This is a genomic window from Streptomyces sp. NPDC104202 (genome assembly GCF_055584185.1).
Genome location: NZ_JBVJMN010000033.1, coordinates 13,585 through 34,122, shown reverse-complemented (window position 1 = coordinate 34,122; position 20,538 = coordinate 13,585). Strand labels below are relative to the sequence as shown.

The following is a 20,538-nucleotide window of genomic DNA, read 5'->3' as shown; positions in this document are numbered from 1 at the left end:
CCCCTACTGGTCCCGGTGGCGCACCGCGAGCACCGCCACCCCCGCCGCGCCCAGCGCCCACAGCGCGTACACCAGCCACGCGCCGCCCGCCGACCACGGGAACGGCTCCCCGACGGGCGGGCCCGCGTCCGCCAGCCGCTGCCAGGCGTGGAGGGGCGTCGCGTGCGCGAGGACCGCGGTCAGGTGCCGCCGGTCCGACAGCACCGCGGGCAGCAGCAGGAGCAGCAGCACCGTGGCGACGACCGAGGGCGCGCTCCGGCGCAGCAGCGCGCCGACCGCCGTCCCCGCCACCGCGCACACGGGTGCGAGGAGAGCCGAGGCCACCACGATGCGGGCCGCCCCCGGATGCGTGATCGGCAGCCCGATGCCCCGCGCCGACAGCATCGCCTGCGTCGACCAGAACGACGCGCCCGCGACCACCGCCCCGAACAGGGTCTGCGAGACCGTCACGACCAGCACCTTCGCCGCCGTCAGCGAACTCCGCGCCGGCACCGCCGTGAACGTCGTACGGATCAGCCCGCTCCCGTACTCGCCGACCACCGCCATCACGCCGAACGCACCCGAGCAGAGGATCAGGACCATCACCGCGTTGTACGTGAACGCGTCCCACAGCGCCATGTCGTTCGCCACGAACTCGGCCCGGCTCCCCGCGTCGTACTGCAGCCAGTAGCGGTAGTGGTCCCACGCGGTGCCGGCGTTGAAGCCGACCACCGCGAGCCCGCCCAGCAAGAGCGACCAGCCCGTCGAGCGCAGCGACCACAGCTTCAGCCACTCGGACGCCACCAGGTCGCGAAAGCGGGCGCGCGGCTCCGGCGGGGCGGCCGCGGGAAGGGTCAGGGTCGTCATCGGGCGTCTCCAGCGAGGTACTCGACACGGTCGGCGGTCAGTTCCATGAACGCCTCCTCCAGAGAGGCCGTGCGGGGGGTGAGCCGGTCGAGCGCCACCCGGTGCTCCAGGGCCAGCTCGCCGATCCGGGCCGCCGGGAGCCCGGTCACCGAGAGCACCCCGGCCTCCTCCTCGACCTCGGCACCCTCCGCGCGCAGCGGGGCCGTCAGCCGCGCCCGTCCGGGGGCGCCGACGATCACGCTCGGACGCCTGCCCCGCGCCGCGAACTCCCCCAGGCTCTCCGCCGCGATCAGCGCGCCCCGCCCGATGACGACCAGGTCGTCCGCCGTGTGCTCCATCTCGGTCATCAGGTGGCTCGACACGAAGACCGTCCGGCCCTCCTCGGCCAGCCGTCGGAACAAGCCCCGCACCCATGCGACGCCCTCCGGGTCCAGGCCGTTCAGCGGCTCGTCGAACAGCAGCACCGGCGGGTCGCCGAGAAGAGCGCCGGCGATGCCGAGCCGCTGGCGCATCCCCAGCGAGTATCCGCCGATCCGGCGCTTGGCGGCAGCGGCGAGCCCGACCTCCTCCAGGACCTCGTCGACCCGGGCGAGCGGGATGCGGTTGCCGCGCGCCAGCACCGCCAGATGGGCCCGGGCGGTCCGCCCACCGTGGACGTCCCCGGCGTCGAGCAGCGCGCCGACGTGCCGCAGCCCGCGCGGCCGGTCCGCGAACCGCCGGCCGTCGACGGTCACCGCACCGCTCGTCGGCACGTGCAGGCCCAGGATCATCCGCAAGGTGGTGCTCTTGCCCGAGCCGTTGGGCCCCAGGAACCCGGTGACGCGTCCCGGCCGGACGGTGAAGGTGAGCGCGTCGACGGCGGTCGTGGCGCCGTAGCGCTTGGTGAGTTCCCTGACTTCGATCATGGGCACCACCGTGCCGCCCGGACGCCGTGGGGGGCATCGGACCGGTGGCGACAATCCGCGGCCGCCTCTGTCACCCCTGGGCGTACACCCCGGGTCCGATGCCCCCGCCCCGGACCGCCGCCTACGGTCACCGCATGTCCGCCACCGCGTCAGCACCGTTCCTCAGGAGGATCACCCCCGGCGGGTGGACGGCGCTCGCCTGGGTCGCCGGCCTGCTCTTCACCGCGCTGCTGCGCATGCGCCTGCCCGGCCAGGAGACCGCCGAGGTCATGCCCGGGGTGGTCATCCTCCGCTGGGACGGCATCACGATGACGGTCGTCGCCACGGCCCTCGCGCTGCGCGGCAGCGTGCTCCTGACCCGCCGTCCGACGGCCGCGCTCGTCCACCTGCTCGCCGCCGCCGTCGTCTGCTGCACCCCGCTCGGCGTCACGGCCATCCCGTTCGCGCAGTACCTCTCGGTGGACGTGGCCCTCTACGTCGTCGCCGCCACCGGTCCGCCCCGCGCCGCGAACCGCGCCCTCGGGCTCTCCCTCGGGGTGCTCGGCGGCTACCTCGCCGTCCGGCTCCTCAAGGGCTGGTCGGTCGGCACCACCGTGGAACTGGCCGTGGGCCTCGCCGCCGTCGTCGCCTGGCTCCTCGGCCGCTCCGAGCGGCAGACCCGGACCCACGCCGAACAGACCCGCGCCCGCGTCGCCGAGCAGGCCGCCACCGCCGAACGGCTCCGGATCGCCCGCGAGATGCACGACACGGTCGCCCACAGCATCGGCATCGTCGCCCTCCAGGCCGGGGCCGCCCGCCGCGTCATCGAGACCCAGCCCGAACAGGCCCGGCAGGCGCTCACCGAGATCGAGACGGCGGGCCGCGAGACGCTCGCCGGACTGCGCCGGATGCTCGGCGCCCTCCGCACCGCGGAAGCGGAAGCCGACTCGGCCACGGGCCGGACGGACCGGAGCCTCCCCGAGATGCCCGGCCTCGCCGCGCTCGACCGGCTCGCCGAGACCACCGGGGCCGCCGGCGTCCGCGTCTCCGTCCGCCGCCTCGGACCGTCCCGGCCGCTGCCGCAGGAGATCGACCTCTCCGCCTTCCGCATCGTCCAGGAGTCCGTCACCAACGTCGTCCGTCACTCGGACGCCGACGTCTGCGAGGTCACCGTCGACCGCGCGGCCCCCGACGCCGTCGTGGTCACCGTCCAGGACCGGGGCGCGCCCCGCCGCGGCACGCGGGCCGCGGGCCCGGCCCGGGAGCGCCCCGGCCCGGGTTCGGGATACGGCCTCGCCGGCCTGCGAGAGCGCGTCGGCCTGCTCGACGGCGCGTTCTCGGCGGGCCCGCGCCCCGGCGGCGGCTTTCGCGTCACCGCCCGGATCCCCGTCCCCGTCACCGCCCCAGGAGTCACCACCCCATGACCGAGACCACCGTCGGGCGGCCCGTCCGGGTCGTCCTCGCCGACGACCAGCCGCTGGTGCGCACGGCCCTCCGCATGGTCATCACCGACACCCCGGACCTCGTCGTCGCCGGCGAGGCGGCCGACGGCGCCGAGGCCGTGCGGCTCGTGGAGGAGACCGGCGCCGACGTCGTCGTCATGGACCTGCGCATGCCCGGCACGGACGGCATCGAGGCCACCCGGCTCATCACCTCCGGGCCGACCGGCGCCCGGGTCGTCGTCCTCACCACCTTCGACGACGACGACCACGTCTACGGAGCCCTGCACGCGGGCGCGTCCGGGTTCCTCGTCAAGGACATGGCCCTCGACGACATCCTCGCCGCCGTCCGCGTCGTGGCCTGCGGGGACGCCCTCATCGCGCCCGGCGTCACCCGGCGCCTCATCAAGGAGTTCACCGGCCGCCCCCGGTCCGCCCCCGCGCCGCGCCGCGGGATCGAGGGCGTCACCGACCGCGAGCGCCAGGTCCTCACCCTCGTCGGACGCGGCCTGTCCAACACCGAGGTCGCCGCGGAGCTCCACATCAGCGTCGCCACCGCGAAGACCTACGTCACCCGCCTGCTCGCCAAACTGGACGCCCGCGACCGCGTGCAGCTGGTGATCATCGCGTACGAGGCGGGCCTGGTCTCCGCCGGCTGAACGGCCGCCCGCACCGGGACGGGACCGTCCCCGAGGACGGTCCCGTCCCGCCGTCGCGTCAGGCCCGGCAGCCGGCCGGACGGGCGATGTCGATCACGTACCGCTCGGGGGAGTGGAGCGTGAACGTCTTGTAGGCGGGTGGGGAGTCGAAGGCGGCCCCGAAGGAGACGACGCCCTCGAAGTCGCCGGTCAGGGCCACCCCCTTGAGGACGGGCAGACCGGTGTTCGCCAGTCGGGGCCCGTGGTGGACGGGGCGCCCGGCGTCGTCGTGCGCGGCGGCGGGGGAGAGCGTGATCGTCAGGAAGTACCTCCCCGGAAGCGGGACCCGGGCTCCCGATCCGTCGTAGTGGAGAGCGGAGACCGGTCGCACCGCGACGGTGGGCAGGGCGCCCCGCACGTCGATCACGAGCCGGTCGAAGGTGGCGTGGCCGCCCCAGCGGGCGCCGACCACCAGGGACGTCGTCGGTGCGGCGGAGGTGCGGGCGGCGGCGCCGGAAGCGCCGGCCGGGATCGTGGCGCCGATTCCGGCGGTCAGGAGAATTCCCGCGGCGACGGCCGCGAGGGGGTGACGGTGCAGCATGACGTCCCCCTGTTTCTGCTGTTCGGGGACAGTGGTGTCATGGGGAGAGACATCCGTCACCAGCGTACGGTTCCACCCTTTATGGGGTAAAAGTGCGCTATGTGCTGGAGTGCGACGGCGGACCTCTGGGCGGGCCTCGGGATCGGCGCCGTGGGCATGGCCTGCCTCGCGGCCGTACGCCGTCCCGCCGACGCCCCGCTCGCGGCCCTCCCCCTGCTCCTGGGCGCCCACCAGGTGGTCGAGGCCGCCGTCTGGCACGGGGGCGGCGGCACCGGACCCGCCACGCTCGCCTGGGCCGTCATCGCCCTGCCCCTCCTGGCGCTCTGGGTGCCGTCCGGCGTCATGGCGGCCGCGCCCCCCGCCGACCGGCGCCGGCTGGGGGTGCCGCTCGCCGTCGGCGCCGCGACCGCCGCCGCCCTCGCCGTCCGGCTCGCCACCCACCCCGTCGCGGCCGAGGTCCGGGGCCACACCCTCGGCTACGCCGTCGACCTGCCGCACGGACCCCTGGTCCTCGCCGGCTACCTCGTCGCCACCGTCGGGGCCCTGCTCCTCGCCCGCGACCGGCTGCTCCGGCTGCTCGGACTCGTCACCGGAGCGGGGGCCGTCGTCTGCGCGGTCCTGTGGCGCACCGCCTTCGTCTCCACCTGGTGCGCCCTCGCCGCCGTGGCCTCGCTGCTGCTCCTCGTCTGGATCCGGCGGCGTCCCGGCCGTAACCCCACGGCCTCTCAGCAGTTGACCCGGGCATGAAGAAGCGCAGCATGCTCGCCATCGCCTCCCTCGCCGCAGGCGTCGTCACCGCTCTCGTCACCCCGCCGCCGCAGGCGAGCGCCGTGGAGAGCCCGCTCGGCGGCGCCACCGGTCTCCTCCAGGACGACCAGGTCGCCCCCGTCCTCCACGAGACCGTCGAAGGCGCCCAGGGCGCCCTCCAGGACCAGGCCCCGGGCAGCCTTCTCTGACCCCACCGCCCCGCGGGAATCCCCCCGTCGCGACCCGTGCCCCGTGCCCCGCGCCCCCGCCTGCCGCGGGGCACCGGCACGCCGTGACCCGGGAGGAGGCGGCCCGTGCGCGCGCAGTGCGCGAGTAATGACAGGATGTCCCCATGAGCGACAACGTTTACTTCGACATCACCATCAACGACGAGCCCGCCGGCCGGATCGTCTTCAAGCTGTACGACGACGTCGTCCCGAAGACGGCGACGAACTTCCGCGAGCTCGCCACCGGCGTGCACGGCTTCGGCTACGCCGGCTCCCCGTTCCACCGCGTCATCCCGCAGTTCATGCTCCAGGGCGGCGACTTCACCAACGGCAACGGCACCGGTGGCAAGAGCATCTACGGCGAGAAGTTCGCCGACGAGAACTTCACGCTGAAGCACGACCGCCCGTTCCTGCTCTCGATGGCGAACGCCGGCCGCAACACCAACGGCTCGCAGTTCTTCATCACCACGATCGTCACCGACTGGCTCGACGGCAAGCACGTCGTCTTCGGCGAGGTCGTCGAGGGCCAGGACCTGGTCAAGAAGATCGAGGGCCTCGGCTCCCGCTCCGGCGCCACCAGCGCCTCCATCAAGGTCGCCGAGTCCGGCATCGTGAAGGCCTAGTCGCCTTCCCGGTCCGAGCCGAGGGCGCCGCGCGCCCTCGCCCGACCACCCGGCCGGAGGCGGGGAGCGGTGTCCGCCGGACCCGCGTCCCCGCCCCCGCCGCGGCTCCCCAGCGCCCGGAGCGGCGCACGCTCGCGGAGCCTCAGGCGAAGGCGGACGCGTTCCGCTCCGCCCACGCCGCGAAGGACCGGGGAGCCCTGCCGAGGACCCGCTCCACGTCGGCGCTCACCCGCCGCTCCTCGGGACCGGGGGAGCCCATCACCGCCAGCATCCCGTCGACGGCCTCCTCCGGCAGGAACCGCACCAGCCCCGCCCTGGCCTCCTCCGCGGTGAGGCCCACGAACCCCACCGGAGCGTCCAGCGCCGCCGCGAGGGCCGCCGCCTGCTCGCGGGGCGACACCGCGGCCGGACCGGTCAGCACGTACGTACGCCCCGAGTGCGCCGGGTCCCGCAGCGCGGTCGCCGCCACCTCGGCGATGTCCAGCGGGTCGACCACCGGCAGCGCCACGTCGGCGAACGGGGCCGCGACCGTGCGGGCCGTCCGCACCTGATCGGCCCAGAGGAACGCGTTGGAGGCGAAGCCCCCGGGGCGCAGGACGGTCCAGTCGAGCCCCGACGCCCGCACCGCCGTCTCGAACGCCCGCAGGGCCGCGTGCGAGGCCGATCCGGGCCGGGTCCCCACCAGCTGCGAGGACTGCAGCACGATCCGCCGCACCCCGCCGGCCGCCGCGGCCGCGACGATCTCTTCCGGACGCAGTACGTCCCCGAGGCCGGGCGCGATCAGGTGGACGGCCTCGGCGCCCTCGAACAGCTCCTTCAGGCCGTCGACGTCGGCCAGGTCGCCCCGGCGGTGCGCGACCCCGACGGGCAGCTCCCCGCCCGGCCGGCGGCTCACCGCCGTCACCCTCTCGCCCGCCGCGGCCAGCAGCTCCACCAGCGGTCGTCCCACGTTGCCCGTCGCTCCGGTCACCAGGATCACGGCAGTCCCCTCCAGGAAGTCGGCGGCGGAGCGGACGCCCCGCCGTCTTCGTGACCTCATCCTGGAAGGCGAACTGGCCATCCTCCGGCCAGTTTCACCGGACCGGTTCCGGCAGGCTCAGCTCCCCTCGCCGAAACGGCGCTCGAACCTGGCGATCCGGCCTTCGGAGTCCACGGTCCGCGCCGTGCCCGTGTAGAACGGATGGCTCTCCGAGGAGATCTCGACGTCGATCACCGGGTACGTCTCGCCGTCGTCCCACTCGATCGTCCGGTCGCTCTTCGCGGTGGACCGGGTCAGAAAGGCGTACCCGGCCGAGCGGTCGCGGAAGACCACCGGGCCGTACTCGGGCTGCTTGTCCTGCTGCACGCGTCCTCCTCGGGCTTGCGGTCCAGACGTGGCCGGCCCTCACGGCACGGCACCCCTCCAGACTCCCCGCGCCCACGACCGCCGACCAGCGCCACGGGGCCGACCGGGTGACACGACCCGCACCGCCCCGCTCAGCCGCTGTCCGGCCAGCGGGCCGCCAGCAGCAGCGCGATGTCGTCGGGCCGCGCCGTGGCCTGCCGGGCCTCCCGGATCAGCCGGTCCGCCGCCTCCGCCAGCAGCAGCGAACCGGTCGCCGCCAGCGCCTGGCGCAGCCGCTCGATCCCCTCGTCGATGTCCCGGCCCGGCCGCTCCACCAGCCCGTCCGTGAACAGCGCGAGCACCGCGCCGGGCTCCAGTGCCAGCCGCGTCACCGGGTACGAGGCGCGGTCGTCGACGCCGAGGACCACCCCGCCCGCCAGCTCCACCTGTTCCGTCGTCCCGTCCGGCCGCATCAGCAGCGGCTGGGGATGCCCGGCCCGCACCGCCCGCGCCTCACCCGTCTCCGGGTCCAGCAGGACGTAGCAGCAGCTCGCGAACTGCCCGGGGTCCAGGTCGATCAGCAGCCGGTTGGTCCCGCGCATCACGTCCTGCGGACGGTGACCGCCCAGCGCGAACGCCCGTACCGCGCTCCGCAGCTGCCCCATGGTGGCCGCCGCCGCCACTCCGTGCCCCTGGACGTCGCCGATGACCAGGGCCAGCCGACCGTGATCCGTCTCGATGACGTCGTACCAGTCGCCGCCCACGTCCATGCCCTGCGTGCCCGGCAGGTACCGGCCCACCGTGTCCACCCCGTGCCGCACCGGCAGCCGGTGCGGCAGCAGCGCGTCCTGGAGGCCGCGTGCGACCGCCGACTCCGTGTCGTACCGCTGTGCCCGCTCCAGGGCCTGGGCGATCAGGCCGGCGAGCGCGGTGAGGACGGTCCGCTCCTCCGGACTGAAGCCGCGCGGCCGGTCGAAACCGAGGATGCAGGAGCCCACCGGGCGGCCGGAGGCGATCAGCGGCAGGAAGGCCCGGGCCCCGGAATGCGAGTCCATCGGCAGATCCGGATAGGCCCGGCCCAGCTGCTGCATCGACTCGAAGAACAGCGGCCGGCCCGTCGTCAGCGTCTCCACGCCCGGCATCCGGTTGTCCAGGGCCACCCCGTCGAACGGTTCGAGGAACCCCGGCGGGAAGCCCGTCTCCCAGGCCAGGTACAGCCGCCGGTCGCTCAGCAGGTAGATCGCCAGCTGGCGTCCGCCGAACGCCGGCAGCAGCTCCTCCGTCACCACCGCCGACACCTGGCGCGCCGTCACCGCCTCGGTCAGCGCGATCGCCAGTGCCACCGGCCGGTACAGGGCCGCCGCCCGGTCGCCGGGGGAGGAGAGACCGTCGTCCGCCTTCCGGCGGCCGCCGGCCCGGAGCCCGGTCGCGGCCGGGTCCTCCTCCGGGACCAGCAGCATCGTCACCCCGTCCCGCCCGGGATGCAGCGAGACCGAGATCCAGCGCCCGCGTCCCGGACGGGCCAGGAAGCGCACCGGCTCGCCCGAGAGCAGGGCCTCCCGCAGCTGTTCCTCGTGGAAGGGATGACCGAACCAGGGCAGCGCCTCCCAGAGCGGCCGGCCTGCCAGGGCCCCGCGCGGCTTGCCGAGCAGCCGCTCCGTGCGTTCGTTGACGTACGTGATGCGGCCGAGGCGGTCGATCGCCAGGATCGCGCGCGGCAGCCGGTCCGTCGCGTCCGAGCCGACCAGCCCGGTGCCGAGGTCGACCAGTGTGCCGGCGAGGTGGCCGCCGGTGCCGGTGCCGGTGCGGGTGCCGCTCGCGCTGCCCGGGCCGTCGCCGCCGGCCGGTTCGGGCTCGGGCGCGAGGGCGGTGCCCAGGTCAGCGAAGCCGGGGGGCCGGGCGGGCCCCGGCCGCGCGTTCCTCCGGGTCCGTGCGGAGACCTCCAGCAGGTGCAGCCCCCCGTCGGGCCCCTTCAGGCGCAGCCTGCGGACGGCGGGCCGCCCGTCGGTGCCCGTGGCCTGGCGCGCCGCCGCCCACAGGGCGTAGCCGTCCTCGGGGTCCAGCATCGAGGTGAGCACCTCGATGCGGCAGGGCGAGGCGACCTCCGCGCCGAGGATCGCGAGCAGACCCTCGTCGAGGACGACCTCCCCCGTGTCCAGGTCCCAGTCGAAGGAGCCGAACCGGACCGGCGGACCGGAGCCGGTGGAGAGCTGCACGCACACCGGGTCGCCGGGCCACTCGACCACGGTGCCCTCGCGGACCAGGCCGGTCAGCTCCTCGCCGAGGCGGAGCGCGCCCCGGGTCATCCGGTCCCTGTCGCGCGCGTCCACCGGCACCCCCGGTGTCGGCGCCCGCAGGACCACGAGCACGCCGAACCGCTCACGGCCCGCGAAGACCGGCGCGTACATCGAGGCGAAGGGGAAGGGGAGGCTCGCCACCAGCTGGGGGAACCGCCGCATCGCCTCCTCGACGTCGGAGAGGTGGACGGCCTGCCCCGAGCGGAAGGCCTCCGCCACCGGGAAGGGCCGGTTCGCGTGCATGCGGAACCAGGGGCGGAAGAGCGGTCCCGGCAGGCCCACGAGCACCGCCAGCCTGAGCAGTCCCGGGGTTCCGGAGCGCAGGTACACCCCGCCCGCGTAGCCCCCGACCTCCTCGACCGCCCCCAGCACCGACTCGGCCAGCGTCCACGTCAGGGCGGACGAAGCGGGCCCGTCGGCAGCTCCGTTCCCGGCCGGACGCCCGGTGCCGCCCGTCGGGCCGGAGCCGGACGTGCCGTGCGAGGTCACACAGCCAGGATGCCCCCGACGCGAAAGGCTCCGCATCCCGGGCCCGGCCGCCCGCTGCCGGCCCGGCGATGTTGACCGCGCGCGTCCATGCCGTCACACTCGGTCGTCGACCGCCGCCGCCGGCGCGCGGCGCCCAGCACCTCGGACCAGGGGGCATGATGACGGACCGGCTTCTTCCGTACGACGTTCACGGCGGAGGGCCCGCCCGGGCCGTCGTCCTGCACAACTGGTTCGGCGACCGCACCAGCTTCGACCCCCTGCGCGCCCACCTGGACACCGCCACCGGCAGCTACGCCTTCGTGGACTGCCGCGGGTACGGCGAGGCCCTCGACCACCCGGGCGCCTACACGATGGAGGAGGTCGCCGCCGACGCCCTCGCCGTCGCCGACGACCTCGGCTGGGACACCTTCTCCGTCATCGGCCACTCCATGGGCGGCAAGGCGGCCCAGCTGATGCTGCTCGACGCCCCCGCGCGCGTGCGCTCGATCGTCGGCATCTCACCGGTCTCGGCGGCGGGCTTCCCCCTCGACGGCGAGACGTGGGAGCTCTTCGCGGGGGCGGCCGGGGCGCCGGCCAACCGGCGCGCGATCATCGACAACACCACCGGCGGCCGGTACGACGACGCGTGGCTGGGCACGCTCGTCGACCGCTCCGTGGGACGGTCCAACGCCCGCGCCTTCCGCGCCTATCTGGACTCCTGGTCCCGCACCGACTTCCACGAGCGCGTCCGCGACAACCCCGTGCCCGTCCTCCTCGTCGTCGGAGCACACGATCCGGCGCTCGGCAGCGACGCCATGGAGGCCACCTGGCTGCGCTGGTACCCCAACGCCCGCCTGGAGGTCCTGAAGGACGCGGGCCACTACGCGCCCGAGGAGACGCCGGAGGCCCTCGCCCAGGCCATCGAGGCGTTCCTCGCCGCCTGACCGGGCCGCCGTTCGCGCGGTGCCGGGTCCGGCGCTCCGGCGCGGGCCGGCACCGCGGCGGGCGGCGCGGTCCCGGACGTCATCCGAACGTCGATCGCGCGGACGACTTTCGAGGACAGCGGAGGCGCGGGGCGCCACGCGATCATCGTGGTCACGACGCCACGGGACGGTCCGCGGCCGACCGTCCACGATCAGCTGGAGCACACCCGATGGGCCTCGCGCAGTCGCAGCACCGCTTCCTCGTCCGGCAGAAGGTCACGCCGATGGCCAACCGCTACCTGGTGCACACCGAGGGCGCCGGCGGTGAGGAGGCGGAACTCGTCGCCTTCGCCCACCAGAAGCGCATGGCGTTCAAGGAGCACGTCACCTTCTACACGGACGAGTCCCGCCGCCAGGTCCTCTTCACCTTCAAGGCCCGCCAGGTCCTCGACGTCGGCGCGACCTACGACGTGCACGGTGCCTCCGGCAGCCGCCTGGGCGGCTTCCGGAAGGACTTCGGGGCCTCGCTGCTCCGCAGCACCTGGCACCTCGCACGGGAGGGTGCGGCGACGGAGACCACCGGACGCGAGCGGCACCGGGGCGTGGCGCTGCTGCGGCGCGTCTGGGAGTTCCTCCCCTTCACGGACCTGATCCCCTTCGCCGTGCCGTACCACTTCGACTTCGCCGAGGCGGGACGGCCCGTCATGTCCGTCGACAAGCGCTTCGGCCTGCGCGACCGGTACGTACTGGACATAGCGGACCCGGAGCTGGACCGGCGGCTCGCGATAGCCCAGGCCGTCGCCCTGGACGCCCTCCAGTCCCGCTGAGCCGGGGCCGCCCCCAGCGCGCTGCCGACGCATCTACCCTGGAAGGAGGGGCAGGGGGCGGGTCGCGCCGCTCCTCCCCTAGCCCGGGCCGCGCGGGCGGAAGGGCGGCGGACCATGTTCTTCACCGATCGCACCGACGCCGGCCGGCAGCTCGCCGGCCGTCTCGACCACCTCAAGGACCAGGACGTCGTGGTCCTCGGTCTCCCCAGGGGAGGTGTCCCGGTCGCCGCGCGGGTCGCGGAGGCCCTCGGCGCCCCCCTCGACATCTGTCTCGTGCGGAAACTGGGTGTGCCCCGGCAGCCCGAGCTGGCCATGGGAGCCCTGGGCGAGGGCGGCGTGCGGGTGCTCAACGAGCGGGTGCTCCGCGATGCCGGGGTGGACGACCGGAGCCTGGCCGCCGTCGAGGCGGAGGAGCACGCGCTGCTCGACGAGCGCGCCCGCCGCTACCGGGGCGACCGGGGGTCGGTCTCCCTCCGCGGGCGCACGGTCGTCGTCGTGGACGACGGGCTGGCGACGGGGGCGACCGCGCTCGCGGCCTGCCGGGTGGTGCGGGCCGGGGGTGCGGCCCGGATCGTGCTGGCGGTCCCGGTGGCGCCACGCGGCTGGGCGGAACGGCTCGGCGGTGAGGCGGACGAGACGGTCAGTGTCCACGAGCCCGAGGTCTTCTACGCGATCGGACCGTTCTACCGGGACTTCAGCCAGACCCCTGACGCCGAGGTGATCGCCTGCCTCGACCGTGCCCGGGACGTGCGGGGGCCCCGGGGCGGGGGCAGGGAGGTGCGGATCCCGGTCGAGGGCGCCGCGCCGGCGGCGGGGCGGCTCGCCGTGCCCGGGGGAGCGCTCGGCATCGTCCTGTTCGCACACGGCAGCGGCAGCAGCCGGCACAGTCCGCGGAACCGGGCGGTGGCGGAGGCATTGCACCGGGCGGGGCTGGGGACGCTCCTGTTCGACCTGCTCACCGAGGAGGAGGCGGGCGACCGGCTGATGGTCTTTGACGCGCCCCTGCTGGCCGGCCGGCTCGCGGGGGCCACGGAGTGGCTGGCCGGGGAGCCGGAGGGCACGGGGCTTGCGCTGGGCTACTTCGGCGCGAGCACGGGAGCGGCCGCCGCCCTGTGGGCGGCGGCCGACACGGAGAGCCCGGTGAGCGCCGTCGTCTCGCGCGGCGGCCGCCCCGACCTCGCGGGCGACCGGCTCGCCTCGGTACGGGCGCCGACCCTCCTGGTGGTGGGCGGCGCGGACACGTCGGTGCTGGAGCTCAACCGCACGGCCCTGTCACGGCTGCGGTGCGAGAACCGGCTGGCCGTGGTGGAGGGCGCCACGCACCTCTTCGAGGAGAGCGGCGCCCTGGAGGAGGTGGCGGAACTCGCCGCCTCCTGGTTCACCGGGCACTTCGCCGGTCAGTAGGCGCCGTTGACGTTGTCGATGGAGCCGTAGCGGTCGGCCGCGTAGTTGCAGGCGGCGGTGATGTTGGCGACCGGGTCGAAGAGGTCCATGGACGTCCCCGGCACGTGGTAGGCGAGGAAGGTCGGCTCGATGACCTGGAGCAGGCCCTTGGACGGTGTGCCGGCCACGGCGTTGGAGTCCCACAGGTTGATGGCCTTGGGGTTGCCGGAGGACTCGCGCATGACGTTGCGGAGGATGCCGTCGTACGAGCCGGGGATGCCCTGCTGGCCCATGATGGCCAGCGACTCGCGGATCCAGCCGTCCAGGTTGTCGGCGTAGTTGGTGGCGGCGACGGGCGCGGCCTTGACCGGAGCGGCGGCGGCCGGGGCGGCGGCGGACGCGCCGGTGGCGGCGGCAGGGGCGGGCGCGCGGCGCTCGGAGCGGCTCGCGCGCTCGGCCGTGGCGGCCTTCTTCGCCTTCGGAGCGGCGGTCTGGACCGAATCCCGACGAAGCGTCAGTTCGAGGCCGGGGTGAATAAGTGACGGATTGTCACCCACGGTGGCGCGGTTGGCCTTGTAAAGGCCCTTCCAGCCGCCCTGAATTCCCTTCTTCTGGGCGATCAGGGAAAGCGAGTCACCGCTGACGACCGTGTAGGTGCGGGCCGCGGCGGGCGCGGCCGGTGCCTTGGCCGTGATCGGCGCGGCTGCCGTGTTCGCGGGAGCGGAAACGGCCTGGGCGGCGAATTCCGGGGTCCCGGAGACGGGCGCCGCACCGGCGACGGCCGGTGCGATCAGCGGGAGGGCGAGGGCGACGCCACCCGTGCCGACCAGGGCGATGCCCTGGGAGACGGGACGGCGGCGGGTGCGGCGGTGCTTACCGTGAGCAGGCATGACGGGATTCCTCTCCGGCGCCTGCGGGGTGAGCTGTCGGGTTCGGACGGGAGATGTCCGGCCGCGCGCACGCGGCTGCACCCCGAGCCGTCCCGGAATCCGGGCCGGCGTATTCGTGGGTCCCCCGCTCCTGCCGTCGGGTGAAAAGGGAGGTATTTCGAGCAGTGGCAGGATTCGGCGATCCGCTCGAATGGAGGTGACCGTAGGCCAGTAATGCGACGGATAACAAGAGGACCGGGACGCCGCCTGCGGGAAAAGGATCACCGAATTCGCAGAATTCAAGATCGACCGGCTCTCCGGCGCGGTGAACTTCCGTATGCCCCATGGCTCCCGCGGATTTCGGCGGCCGGGATCCCGGCCGGGGAGTGAGTCGCGTCACCAGGGTCTCAATGTCCGAATATGCACGGTAATTCTGTTAATGGGGGAGTGAGTGGAAAAGCCCCGAACGGCGGGTGGGCACTCAAGGGCAAAAGTCGCAAAACCGACATTTATCCTGAAAGATGGAGCCACCCCGACCGAGGAGCCGTTGGATGCCCCCTGCCACCTCCGCCCCCCTGCTCAGTCCCGACACCGTCGACCGCGAGGCCGCCGCTCTCTGTGCCGACGCCGGCTGGCAGCGGCTCGTCGCCGGACCGGTCATCGACGAGCCCCTCGCCCCGCCCCTCTCCGCGGAGGGGTGGCGGGACCTCCTGACGGTGCCGGTGGAGCGACTGGTCGCCGACGCGCTCGCCGAGGTATCCCCGCCGCTCCCCGCCGAACGCCGGCTGCCCGGCCGCGTCGGAGCCGCCCTGCCCGACCGGCTCCATGTCTGGCGCCGGATCGGCAGGCCCGACCTGCGCCCCTCGGTCCATCTGGGCTATGCGCGCCTGGTGCTCACCGAGTGGGGCTGGCAGAACGCCCCGTACCGGCTGCGCGACCGACGGGGGGCCCGCTGTGTGTGCGGCGCCCTGCTCGCCGCGCACCGGCTCGGGCACGGCAGCGCCGACACGATGAACGAGGCGGCGGCCTGGGTCATGACCGAGCTCCGCTCGCGCGGGTGGCACGACCTGATCGGGCCGTGGAACCGCGCTCCCGGCCGCACGGCCGGCGAGGCCGTGGACCTGCTCGACGCCGCCATCGGCCGGGCCGCACGGGCCGGCCGCTGACGCGCCTCCGGCGTGCCGGGCCGGGTCTCGCGGGCGCGCCACCCCGCGCCCGCGCGTCGCCCCGCCCCGGCACGCCGGCGGGGCGGGTCAGCCGGTGACGCTCGGGGCCCCGGTCTCGATGTGGCCGGTGTACCGGCGCGACCAGGTTCCGTCGATGTCGGCGACGATCGTGAAGTCGTACCAGCCGCCGTTGTACGCCACCGCGTTGAAGAAGTCCTCCCGGCTGGAAGCCGCCGGGACCGTGTACGTCCACGGCCCGTCGGTGCGGTAGGCGTTCGAACGGATGGTGAAGGTGACCGGGCCGCCCGAGGCGTTGGTCATGCGGAACCACAGGGCCGTCTTCCCCGTGCCCGGCTCGGTCGCGAACCGGGCCGAGACCTCCACGTCCTTGCCGGCCTTGGAGGCGTCGCCGATGAAGCGCCGCAGGAAGCGGTTGGGGCCCATCATCGAGAGGTCGTACTTCCCGGACCCCGACCCCAGCCCGATGTTGAAGTAGTCGGAGGCCGTGCCGCCCGGGTCGACCGTGTACTGCCAGGCGGCCGTGTCGCGGTACTGGTGCGGGTGGATCGAGAAGTGCGCCGGCCGCCGTGCCTGCGCCCCCTGGTTCGTCATCGAGAACCAGGCGAGGATCTTGCCCGCGGCGCCGAACTCGAACCGGTCCAGGTTGCCGTTGACCTGGTACGGCACGGCACGGGCCGGTCGGGTGCCGGACTCCTGCGCGGGAAGGGCGTTGTTCTGGGGTGCCGGGTTCGGCATCGGGCCGCAGGTCGCCTGCCCGATCACCTTGGCCGTGGAGGGGAGCCCCGCCGGCACGCCGTAGACCGGGTTCGCGAAGTCGAACACCCCGGTCAGGTCCCCCGTCACCTTCCTGCGCCAGGCGCTGATGTTGGGGCAGGTGGCGGGCGTGCCCAGCGCGGCCGTCCAGGTCTCCATGAAGCGCAGCACGGAGGTGTGGTCGAAGACCTCGGAGCTCACCCAGCCGCCTCGGGTCCACGGGGACATGACGATCATGGGGACGCGGAAGCCCAGGCCGATCGGCACGCCGTCGAGGTACTCGCCGGGCGTCCCCGGCGGGGCGACCGGCGGCGGCACGTGGTCGAAGAAGCCGTCGTTCTCGTCGTAGTTCAGGAAGAGCACGGTCGAGTCGAAGACCTCGGCGTCGGCCGCGAGGGCCCGGTAGACCAGGTCGACGAAGTGCGCGCCGTCGCCGGGCGGGGCGTAGGGGTGCTCCGAGAACGCCTCGCTGGCGACGACCCACGAGACCTGCGGCAACGTGCCCGCGAGGACGTCGGAGCGGATCGCCGCGGCGATGTCGTCGGGGGTCGAGCCGGTGACCCTGGGGACCGAGCCCATGCCGCGGTCGTACAGCGGGTCGCCGGGGCGCGCGTCGGTGAACTTCCTGAAGTACGCGAGACCGTTGTCGCCGTAGTTGTCCTGGGCGTTCTGGTAGACCTTCCAGCTCACCCCGGCCCGCTGGAGCGCCTCGGCGTACGTCTCCCAGGTGAGGCCCGACTCGTCGCCGCCGTCCTTGCTGGAGCCGTCGATCTTCCCGCTCCACAGGAACGTGCGGTTGGGGCCGGTGGCGCTGAGGGCGGAGCAGAAGTACGCGTCGCAGATCGTGTAGTGGTCGGCGAGCGCGTGGTGGAAGGGGATGTCGCCGCGGTCCAGGTGGCCCAGGGAGCGGGTGTTGCCCACGCCCGTCACCCAGTTGTCGAGGCGCCCCTTGTTCCAGGCGGCGTGCTGCGAGGTCCAGCTGTGCGGGAGGTCGCCGTTGCACTGCGCGAGGGTCTCGCCGTCCACCCCGCCGGCCGGCGGGGTGTCGCTCAGCTTCCAGGGGTAGTGACGGCCGCCCCAGTTCGGCTGGTTGAACATGCCCCATCCGCCGGGCAGGTTGCCCGCGGCGCGGTCGCCGAATCCGCGGACGCCGCGGAGGGTGCCGAAGTAGTGGTCGAAGCTGCGGTTCTCCTGCATGAGGATCACCACGTGCCGGACGTCGGTGAGGGTGCCGGTGGCCGCCGTCGCGGCCGCGGACGCCCGCGCCGGCGGCAGCGCCGCACCCGCCATGAGCCCCGCGCCGATCCCGACGAATCCCCTGCGGCTGATGGGAAGCATGCCCCGCCTCTCGTGTCACGGTGTGCCCCAGCGGCACGTCGGACACATGATGGGGGAGGGGAGCTTAAAGGTATACGGCTGCGCCGTAATTACTGGGTTAACAGCCAGAGGCCAGGAAGATCGGGGTCTGAATTGGTCTACCTCAGAACCAATGATGTCCGATGCATCGACTCGCGTGCTCGCGCCGGTGAGCTGGGGGCCCGTCGTCGACGTGAGGCGCGCGGTCGTCGCCGGTGCGTCGAGCCGGTCCAGACCACGCCTCCGGCGGTCCGGGGGGACCTCCTGTCGAGCGGCCGGCCGGCGGGCGTGGGACCTGGAAACGCGCTGCATGCTTCTGCTTGAATGAGCTTGACTTCAAACAGATTCACTCATCATCGCGCACCCCTTCTTGCAAGGAGCTCCGCATGGTCACCACCCGCACCTCCCTGGAGATCGCCTCCCAGCCGGCGACCTGGCGCCAGGCGGCCCGCACCCTGCCCCAGCACGCCGCCGCGCTGCCCCGGCGAGGCGAGCGGGTCGCGGTGATCGGCTGCGGGACGTCCTGGTTCATGGCCCTGGCCTACGCGGAGCTGCGCGAGTCCGGCGGCCACGGCGAGACCGACGCCTTCGCGGCCTCGGAGTTCCCCTACGGCCGGCGCTACGACCGGGTCGTCGCCCTCACCCGCTCCGGCACGACGAGCGAGGTCCTCGCCGTCCTCTCCCGGCTGCGCGGCACCGTCCCCACGGGCGCCGTCACCGCCGACCCCGCGACCCCGGTGATGGACCTCGCCGACGCGGTCGCCGTCCTGGACTTCGCCGACGAGGAGTCCGTCGTCCAGACGCGCTTCGCCACCACGGCCCTCGCCCTCCTCCGCGCGCACCTGGAGGCGGAGGACGCGCTGCCCGAGGGGGTCGGCACCGTCGCCGGGGCCGCGCGCGACGCCGAACGGGCCCTCGCGTCCACGCTCGCCGAAGAGGTCCTCACGGCCGAGCAGTTCACCTTCCTCGGCAGCGGCTGGACCTATGGTCTCGCCCTGGAGGCCGGCCTCAAGATGCGGGAGGCGGCCGGCGCGTGGACGGAGGCGTACCCGGCCATGGAGTACCGCCACGGACCCATCAGCATCACCGGACCCGGCCGGGTGGCCTGGGGCTTCGGCGCGCTGCCGGCCGGGCTCGCGGACGACGTGCGCAAGGTCGGCGGCACCCTCTCCGAGAGCGACCTCGACCCGCTCGCCGACCTGATCCGCGCCCAGCGCCTCGCCGTGGCCGTCGCCGAGGCGCGCGGCCTCGACCCGGACACCCCCCGGAACCTGACTCGTTCCGTGGTCCTCGCCGACGTCCATGCCTGACCGCAGCCCGCGCCCCTCCGCAGACCCGGGAGAAGGACCATGCCGCTGACGCCCACCGACGAGATCGTCCGCCGTGCCCGTGCGGCGGGCACGGGCGTGGGGGCGTTCAACGTCCTCCAGCTCGAACACGCCCAGGCCATCGTCGCCGGCGCCGCCGACGCCGACCGTCCCGTGGTGCTGCAGATCAGCGAGAACACCGTCCGCTACCACGGGGCCCTGGAACCGGTCGCGCTCGCCTCCCTGGCGATCGCCCGCTCCGCCAAGATCCCGGTCGCCGTCCACCTCGACCACGCCGAGAACCCCGACCTCGTCCGGGAGGCTGTCGGACTCGGCCTGGGCTCCGTCATGTTCGACGCCTCGAAGCTGCCCTACGCCGAGAACGTCGCCGCGACCCGCGAGGTCGTGGAGCACTGCCACCGGCACGGCGTCTGGGTCGAGGGCGAGCTCGGCGAGGTCGGCGGCAAGGGCGGCGCCCACACCCCCGGCGTGCGGACGGACCCGGACGAGGCCCGTGCCTTCGTCGCGGCCACCGGCGTCGACGCGCTCGCCGTCGCGGTCGGCAGCTCCCACCAGATGGTGACCAGGGACGCCGTCCTCGACCTCGACCTGATCGCCCGTCTGCGGGCCGCGGTGGACACCCCGCTGGTCCTGCACGGCTCCTCGGGCGTCCCCGACCCCGGCCTCGCCGCGGCGATCGCCGCCGGCATGACCAAGGTGAACGTCTCCACCCACCTCAACAAGGCGTTCACCCGGGCCGTCCGTACCCACCTCGCCGACCACCCCACGGCGGTCGACCCCCGCCACTACCTCGCCCCGGCCCGGGCCGCGGTCGCCGAGGCGGTCGCACACCTCCTCACGGTCCTGGCCCCCGCCTGAGCCGACGGGGGCGGGGCCGGCCCGGGCCGCCGCCTCCGTCACGGCAGGTCCCCGTTCATGGTCAGGACGCCCCCGCCACCTCCTGGAACGCCGCGAGCAGCCCGCGTACGGCGGGAAGCGCCAGCGAGGACTCCCGTACCGCCGCGTGGAGGGAGCGCACCGGCTCCGGACCGCGGAGCCTGCGGACCACCACGTGCGGGTGACGGCTGCCCAGGCCGAGGAGCGGGATCAGCGTGATGCCCAGGCCGGCCGCCACGAACCCCTGGGCGGCGGAGTACTCCTCGCACTGCACGGCGATGTCCGGGGCGAAGCCGGCCGCCGCGCACGCCTCCAGGACGGCGTCCAGACAGGGCCCCGGCCGCTCGCTGCCCACCCACGGCTCCGCCGCCAGCGCGGCCAGGTCGACGGCGGAACGGCGGCCGGCGAGCGGATGGCCCCTGGGCAGCACCGCGCGGTAGGGGTCGTCGACCAGGTGGACGAGCCGGAAGCCGTCCCCGTCGCCGCCCCGGGCGCGGACGACGAGGGTCAGGTCCGCCTCCTCGTCGGGTGTGCCGTCGGCGATCCGCAGGTCGACGCGGACGTCGGGGTACCGGACGCGGAAACGCGCCAGGGCCGGTGCGACGAGGTCGGCGCCCGCGGTGGCGAAGTAGCGGACCGCGATCCGTCCGGTGCGGCCCGCCCGCAGATCGGCGAGCGCCGTCTCCGCCTCGGCGACCTGACGCCCGATGAGGGCCGCGTGCTCGGTGAGCAGCCGCCCGGCGGCGGTCGGCCGCACCCCGCGGCCGAACCGTTCCAGCAGCGCGATGCCCGCCTCCTTCTCCAGCGCCGCGATCTGCTGGCTCACGGCCGACGGCGTGTAACCGAGGTGGCCGGCGGCCGCGGTGACGGAGCCGCTGGTGACGACGGCCCGGAGCACCTGCATGCGTCTCACATCCATCATGTAGCAGAGCTTAACGCCGG

General features: G+C 74.4%; 20 protein-coding genes and 1 riboswitch. Of the genes, 11 read left to right on the top strand and 9 right to left on the bottom strand.

Features of this window, described 5'->3' with window-relative positions:
• Positions 1 to 3: 3 nt before the first annotated feature.
• Both ACZ60W_RS21420 and ACZ60W_RS21415 read right to left on the bottom strand, forming a co-directional pair.
• On the bottom strand, positions 4 to 846 hold the full coding sequence (locus tag ACZ60W_RS21420) for an ABC transporter permease (protein WP_469756921.1): 843 nt from the start codon (positions 844 to 846) through the stop codon (positions 4 to 6).
• Entirely contained in the window at positions 843 to 1,751 is a 909-nt protein-coding gene (locus ACZ60W_RS21415) for an ATP-binding cassette domain-containing protein (protein ID WP_469756920.1), read from the bottom strand. The genes ACZ60W_RS21420 and ACZ60W_RS21415 overlap by 4 nt, the downstream gene beginning before the upstream one ends.
• A gap of 134 nt (positions 1,752 to 1,885) precedes the next feature.
• Here ACZ60W_RS21415 and ACZ60W_RS21410 point away from each other — a divergent pair, with 134 nt between their 5' ends.
• Positions 1,886 to 3,154, top strand: coding sequence for a sensor histidine kinase (locus ACZ60W_RS21410; protein WP_469756919.1), 1,269 nt, complete (start codon positions 1,886 to 1,888; stop codon positions 3,152 to 3,154).
• The gene (locus tag ACZ60W_RS21405) at positions 3,151 to 3,828 is read left to right on the top strand and encodes a response regulator (protein ID WP_469756918.1); all 678 of its coding nucleotides are present in this window, start codon (positions 3,151 to 3,153) and stop codon (positions 3,826 to 3,828) included. The genes ACZ60W_RS21410 and ACZ60W_RS21405 overlap by 4 nt, the downstream gene beginning before the upstream one ends.
• Before the next feature lie 58 nt (positions 3,829 to 3,886).
• On the opposite strand, the gene ACZ60W_RS21400 is transcribed toward ACZ60W_RS21405, so the two are convergent.
• On the bottom strand, positions 3,887 to 4,408 hold the full coding sequence (locus tag ACZ60W_RS21400) for an AMIN-like domain-containing (lipo)protein (protein WP_469756917.1): 522 nt from the start codon (positions 4,406 to 4,408) through the stop codon (positions 3,887 to 3,889).
• 99 nt (positions 4,409 to 4,507) lie between these two features.
• Between ACZ60W_RS21400 and ACZ60W_RS21395 the strand changes: the two genes are divergently transcribed.
• The 3 genes from ACZ60W_RS21395 (at position 4,508) to ACZ60W_RS21385 (ending at position 6,005) form a co-directional block, all read left to right on the top strand.
• The gene (locus ACZ60W_RS21395) at positions 4,508 to 5,155 is read left to right on the top strand and encodes a DUF6629 family protein (protein ID WP_469756916.1); all 648 of its coding nucleotides are present in this window, start codon (positions 4,508 to 4,510) and stop codon (positions 5,153 to 5,155) included.
• Positions 5,152 to 5,364: a hypothetical protein gene (locus ACZ60W_RS21390; protein ID WP_366301544.1), complete on the top strand. Its 213-nt coding sequence runs from the start codon at positions 5,152 to 5,154 to the stop codon at positions 5,362 to 5,364. Before ACZ60W_RS21395 ends, ACZ60W_RS21390 begins: the two co-directional genes overlap by 4 nt.
• A 143-nt stretch (positions 5,365 to 5,507) precedes the next feature.
• Positions 5,508 to 6,005: a peptidylprolyl isomerase gene (locus tag ACZ60W_RS21385; RefSeq protein WP_469756915.1), complete on the top strand. Its 498-nt coding sequence runs from the start codon at positions 5,508 to 5,510 to the stop codon at positions 6,003 to 6,005.
• 142 nt (positions 6,006 to 6,147) lie between these two features.
• Here ACZ60W_RS21385 and ACZ60W_RS21380 read toward each other — a convergent pair whose 3' ends face one another.
• The 3 genes from ACZ60W_RS21380 to ACZ60W_RS21370 all read right to left on the bottom strand — a co-directional run bounded on the left by ACZ60W_RS21380 (position 6,148) and on the right by ACZ60W_RS21370 (position 10,115).
• A complete protein-coding gene (locus tag ACZ60W_RS21380) occupies positions 6,148 to 6,984 on the bottom strand; it encodes an SDR family oxidoreductase (RefSeq protein WP_469756974.1) in 837 nt (278 codons plus the stop codon).
• Between the two features lie 117 nt (positions 6,985 to 7,101).
• Entirely contained in the window at positions 7,102 to 7,350 is a 249-nt protein-coding gene (locus tag ACZ60W_RS21375) for a type B 50S ribosomal protein L31 (RefSeq protein WP_469756914.1), read from the bottom strand.
• 131 nt (positions 7,351 to 7,481) lie between these two features.
• A complete protein-coding gene (locus ACZ60W_RS21370; protein ID WP_469756913.1) occupies positions 7,482 to 10,115 on the bottom strand; it encodes a SpoIIE family protein phosphatase in 2,634 nt (877 codons plus the stop codon).
• A gap of 158 nt (positions 10,116 to 10,273) precedes the next feature.
• Between ACZ60W_RS21370 and ACZ60W_RS21365 the strand changes: the two genes are divergently transcribed.
• The 3 genes from ACZ60W_RS21365 (at position 10,274) to ACZ60W_RS21355 (ending at position 13,248) form a co-directional block, all read left to right on the top strand.
• A complete protein-coding gene (locus ACZ60W_RS21365; protein ID WP_469756912.1) occupies positions 10,274 to 11,038 on the top strand; it encodes an alpha/beta fold hydrolase in 765 nt (254 codons plus the stop codon).
• Between the two features lie 209 nt (positions 11,039 to 11,247).
• A complete protein-coding gene (locus tag ACZ60W_RS21360; RefSeq protein ID WP_469756911.1) occupies positions 11,248 to 11,844 on the top strand; it encodes an LURP-one-related family protein in 597 nt (198 codons plus the stop codon).
• Between the two features lie 114 nt (positions 11,845 to 11,958).
• Complete coding sequence (locus ACZ60W_RS21355) at positions 11,959 to 13,248, top strand: phosphoribosyltransferase family protein (RefSeq protein ID WP_469756910.1); 1,290 nt, start codon at positions 11,959 to 11,961, stop codon at positions 13,246 to 13,248.
• Here the strand turns inward: ACZ60W_RS21355 and ACZ60W_RS21350 are convergent.
• Complete coding sequence (locus tag ACZ60W_RS21350; RefSeq protein WP_469756909.1) at positions 13,242 to 14,117, bottom strand: LysM peptidoglycan-binding domain-containing protein; 876 nt, start codon at positions 14,115 to 14,117, stop codon at positions 13,242 to 13,244. The two genes, ACZ60W_RS21355 and ACZ60W_RS21350, sit on opposite strands and share 7 nt — an antisense overlap.
• A gap of 5 nt (positions 14,118 to 14,122) precedes the next feature.
• A riboswitch (cyclic di-AMP (ydaO/yuaA leader) is annotated at positions 14,123 to 14,304 on the bottom strand.
• 343 nt (positions 14,305 to 14,647) lie between these two features.
• Between ACZ60W_RS21350 and ACZ60W_RS21345 the strand changes: the two genes are divergently transcribed.
• Positions 14,648 to 15,262, top strand: coding sequence for a DUF6197 family protein (locus ACZ60W_RS21345; RefSeq protein ID WP_469756908.1), 615 nt, complete (start codon positions 14,648 to 14,650; stop codon positions 15,260 to 15,262).
• A gap of 87 nt (positions 15,263 to 15,349) precedes the next feature.
• Here the strand turns inward: ACZ60W_RS21345 and ACZ60W_RS21340 are convergent, their stop codons facing one another.
• Positions 15,350 to 17,374, bottom strand: a complete 2,025-nt coding sequence (locus ACZ60W_RS21340) for a phosphocholine-specific phospholipase C (protein WP_469756907.1) — start codon at positions 17,372 to 17,374, stop codon at positions 15,350 to 15,352.
• Positions 17,375 to 17,778: 404 nt separating this feature from the next.
• Between ACZ60W_RS21340 and ACZ60W_RS21335 the strand changes: the two genes are divergently transcribed.
• Together ACZ60W_RS21335 and ACZ60W_RS21330 are read left to right on the top strand one after the other, a co-directional pair.
• Positions 17,779 to 18,702: an SIS domain-containing protein gene (locus tag ACZ60W_RS21335; protein ID WP_469756906.1), complete on the top strand. Its 924-nt coding sequence runs from the start codon at positions 17,779 to 17,781 to the stop codon at positions 18,700 to 18,702.
• A 39-nt stretch (positions 18,703 to 18,741) separates the two neighbouring features.
• Positions 18,742 to 19,578, top strand: a complete 837-nt coding sequence (locus tag ACZ60W_RS21330; protein WP_469756905.1) for a class II fructose-bisphosphate aldolase — start codon at positions 18,742 to 18,744, stop codon at positions 19,576 to 19,578.
• Between the two features lie 61 nt (positions 19,579 to 19,639).
• Here ACZ60W_RS21330 and ACZ60W_RS21325 read toward each other — a convergent pair whose 3' ends face one another.
• The gene (locus ACZ60W_RS21325) at positions 19,640 to 20,518 is read right to left on the bottom strand and encodes a LysR family transcriptional regulator (protein WP_469756904.1); all 879 of its coding nucleotides are present in this window, start codon (positions 20,516 to 20,518) and stop codon (positions 19,640 to 19,642) included.
• Positions 20,519 to 20,538 lie beyond the last annotated feature (20 nt).

Bases quoted from the DNA above. Each gene is read 5' to 3' on its own strand.
- ACZ60W_RS21410 (WP_469756919.1), top strand. From the start codon at position 1,886: ATGTCCGCCACCGCGTCAGCACCGTTCCTCAGGAGGATCACCCCCGGC.
- ACZ60W_RS21420 (WP_469756921.1), bottom strand. From the start codon at position 846: ATGACGACCCTGACCCTTCCCGCGGCCGCCCCGCCGGAGCCGCGCGCC.
- ACZ60W_RS21405 (WP_469756918.1), top strand. From the start codon at position 3,151: ATGACCGAGACCACCGTCGGGCGGCCCGTCCGGGTCGTCCTCGCCGAC.
- ACZ60W_RS21335 (WP_469756906.1), top strand. From the start codon at position 17,779: ATGGTCACCACCCGCACCTCCCTGGAGATCGCCTCCCAGCCGGCGACC.
- ACZ60W_RS21400 (WP_469756917.1), bottom strand. From the start codon at position 4,408: ATGCTGCACCGTCACCCCCTCGCGGCCGTCGCCGCGGGAATTCTCCTG.
- ACZ60W_RS21385 (WP_469756915.1), top strand. From the start codon at position 5,508: ATGAGCGACAACGTTTACTTCGACATCACCATCAACGACGAGCCCGCC.
- ACZ60W_RS21330 (WP_469756905.1), top strand. From the start codon at position 18,742: ATGCCGCTGACGCCCACCGACGAGATCGTCCGCCGTGCCCGTGCGGCG.
- ACZ60W_RS21365 (WP_469756912.1), top strand. From the start codon at position 10,274: ATGACGGACCGGCTTCTTCCGTACGACGTTCACGGCGGAGGGCCCGCC.
- ACZ60W_RS21390 (WP_366301544.1), top strand. From the start codon at position 5,152: ATGAAGAAGCGCAGCATGCTCGCCATCGCCTCCCTCGCCGCAGGCGTC.
- ACZ60W_RS21415 (WP_469756920.1), bottom strand. From the start codon at position 1,751: ATGATCGAAGTCAGGGAACTCACCAAGCGCTACGGCGCCACGACCGCC.
- ACZ60W_RS21340 (WP_469756907.1), bottom strand. From the start codon at position 17,374: ATGCTTCCCATCAGCCGCAGGGGATTCGTCGGGATCGGCGCGGGGCTC.
- ACZ60W_RS21350 (WP_469756909.1), bottom strand. From the start codon at position 14,117: ATGCCTGCTCACGGTAAGCACCGCCGCACCCGCCGCCGTCCCGTCTCC.
- ACZ60W_RS21355 (WP_469756910.1), top strand. From the start codon at position 11,959: ATGTTCTTCACCGATCGCACCGACGCCGGCCGGCAGCTCGCCGGCCGT.
- ACZ60W_RS21395 (WP_469756916.1), top strand. From the start codon at position 4,508: ATGTGCTGGAGTGCGACGGCGGACCTCTGGGCGGGCCTCGGGATCGGC.
- ACZ60W_RS21360 (WP_469756911.1), top strand. From the start codon at position 11,248: ATGGGCCTCGCGCAGTCGCAGCACCGCTTCCTCGTCCGGCAGAAGGTC.
- ACZ60W_RS21325 (WP_469756904.1), bottom strand. From the start codon at position 20,518: ATGATGGATGTGAGACGCATGCAGGTGCTCCGGGCCGTCGTCACCAGC.
- ACZ60W_RS21345 (WP_469756908.1), top strand. From the start codon at position 14,648: ATGCCCCCTGCCACCTCCGCCCCCCTGCTCAGTCCCGACACCGTCGAC.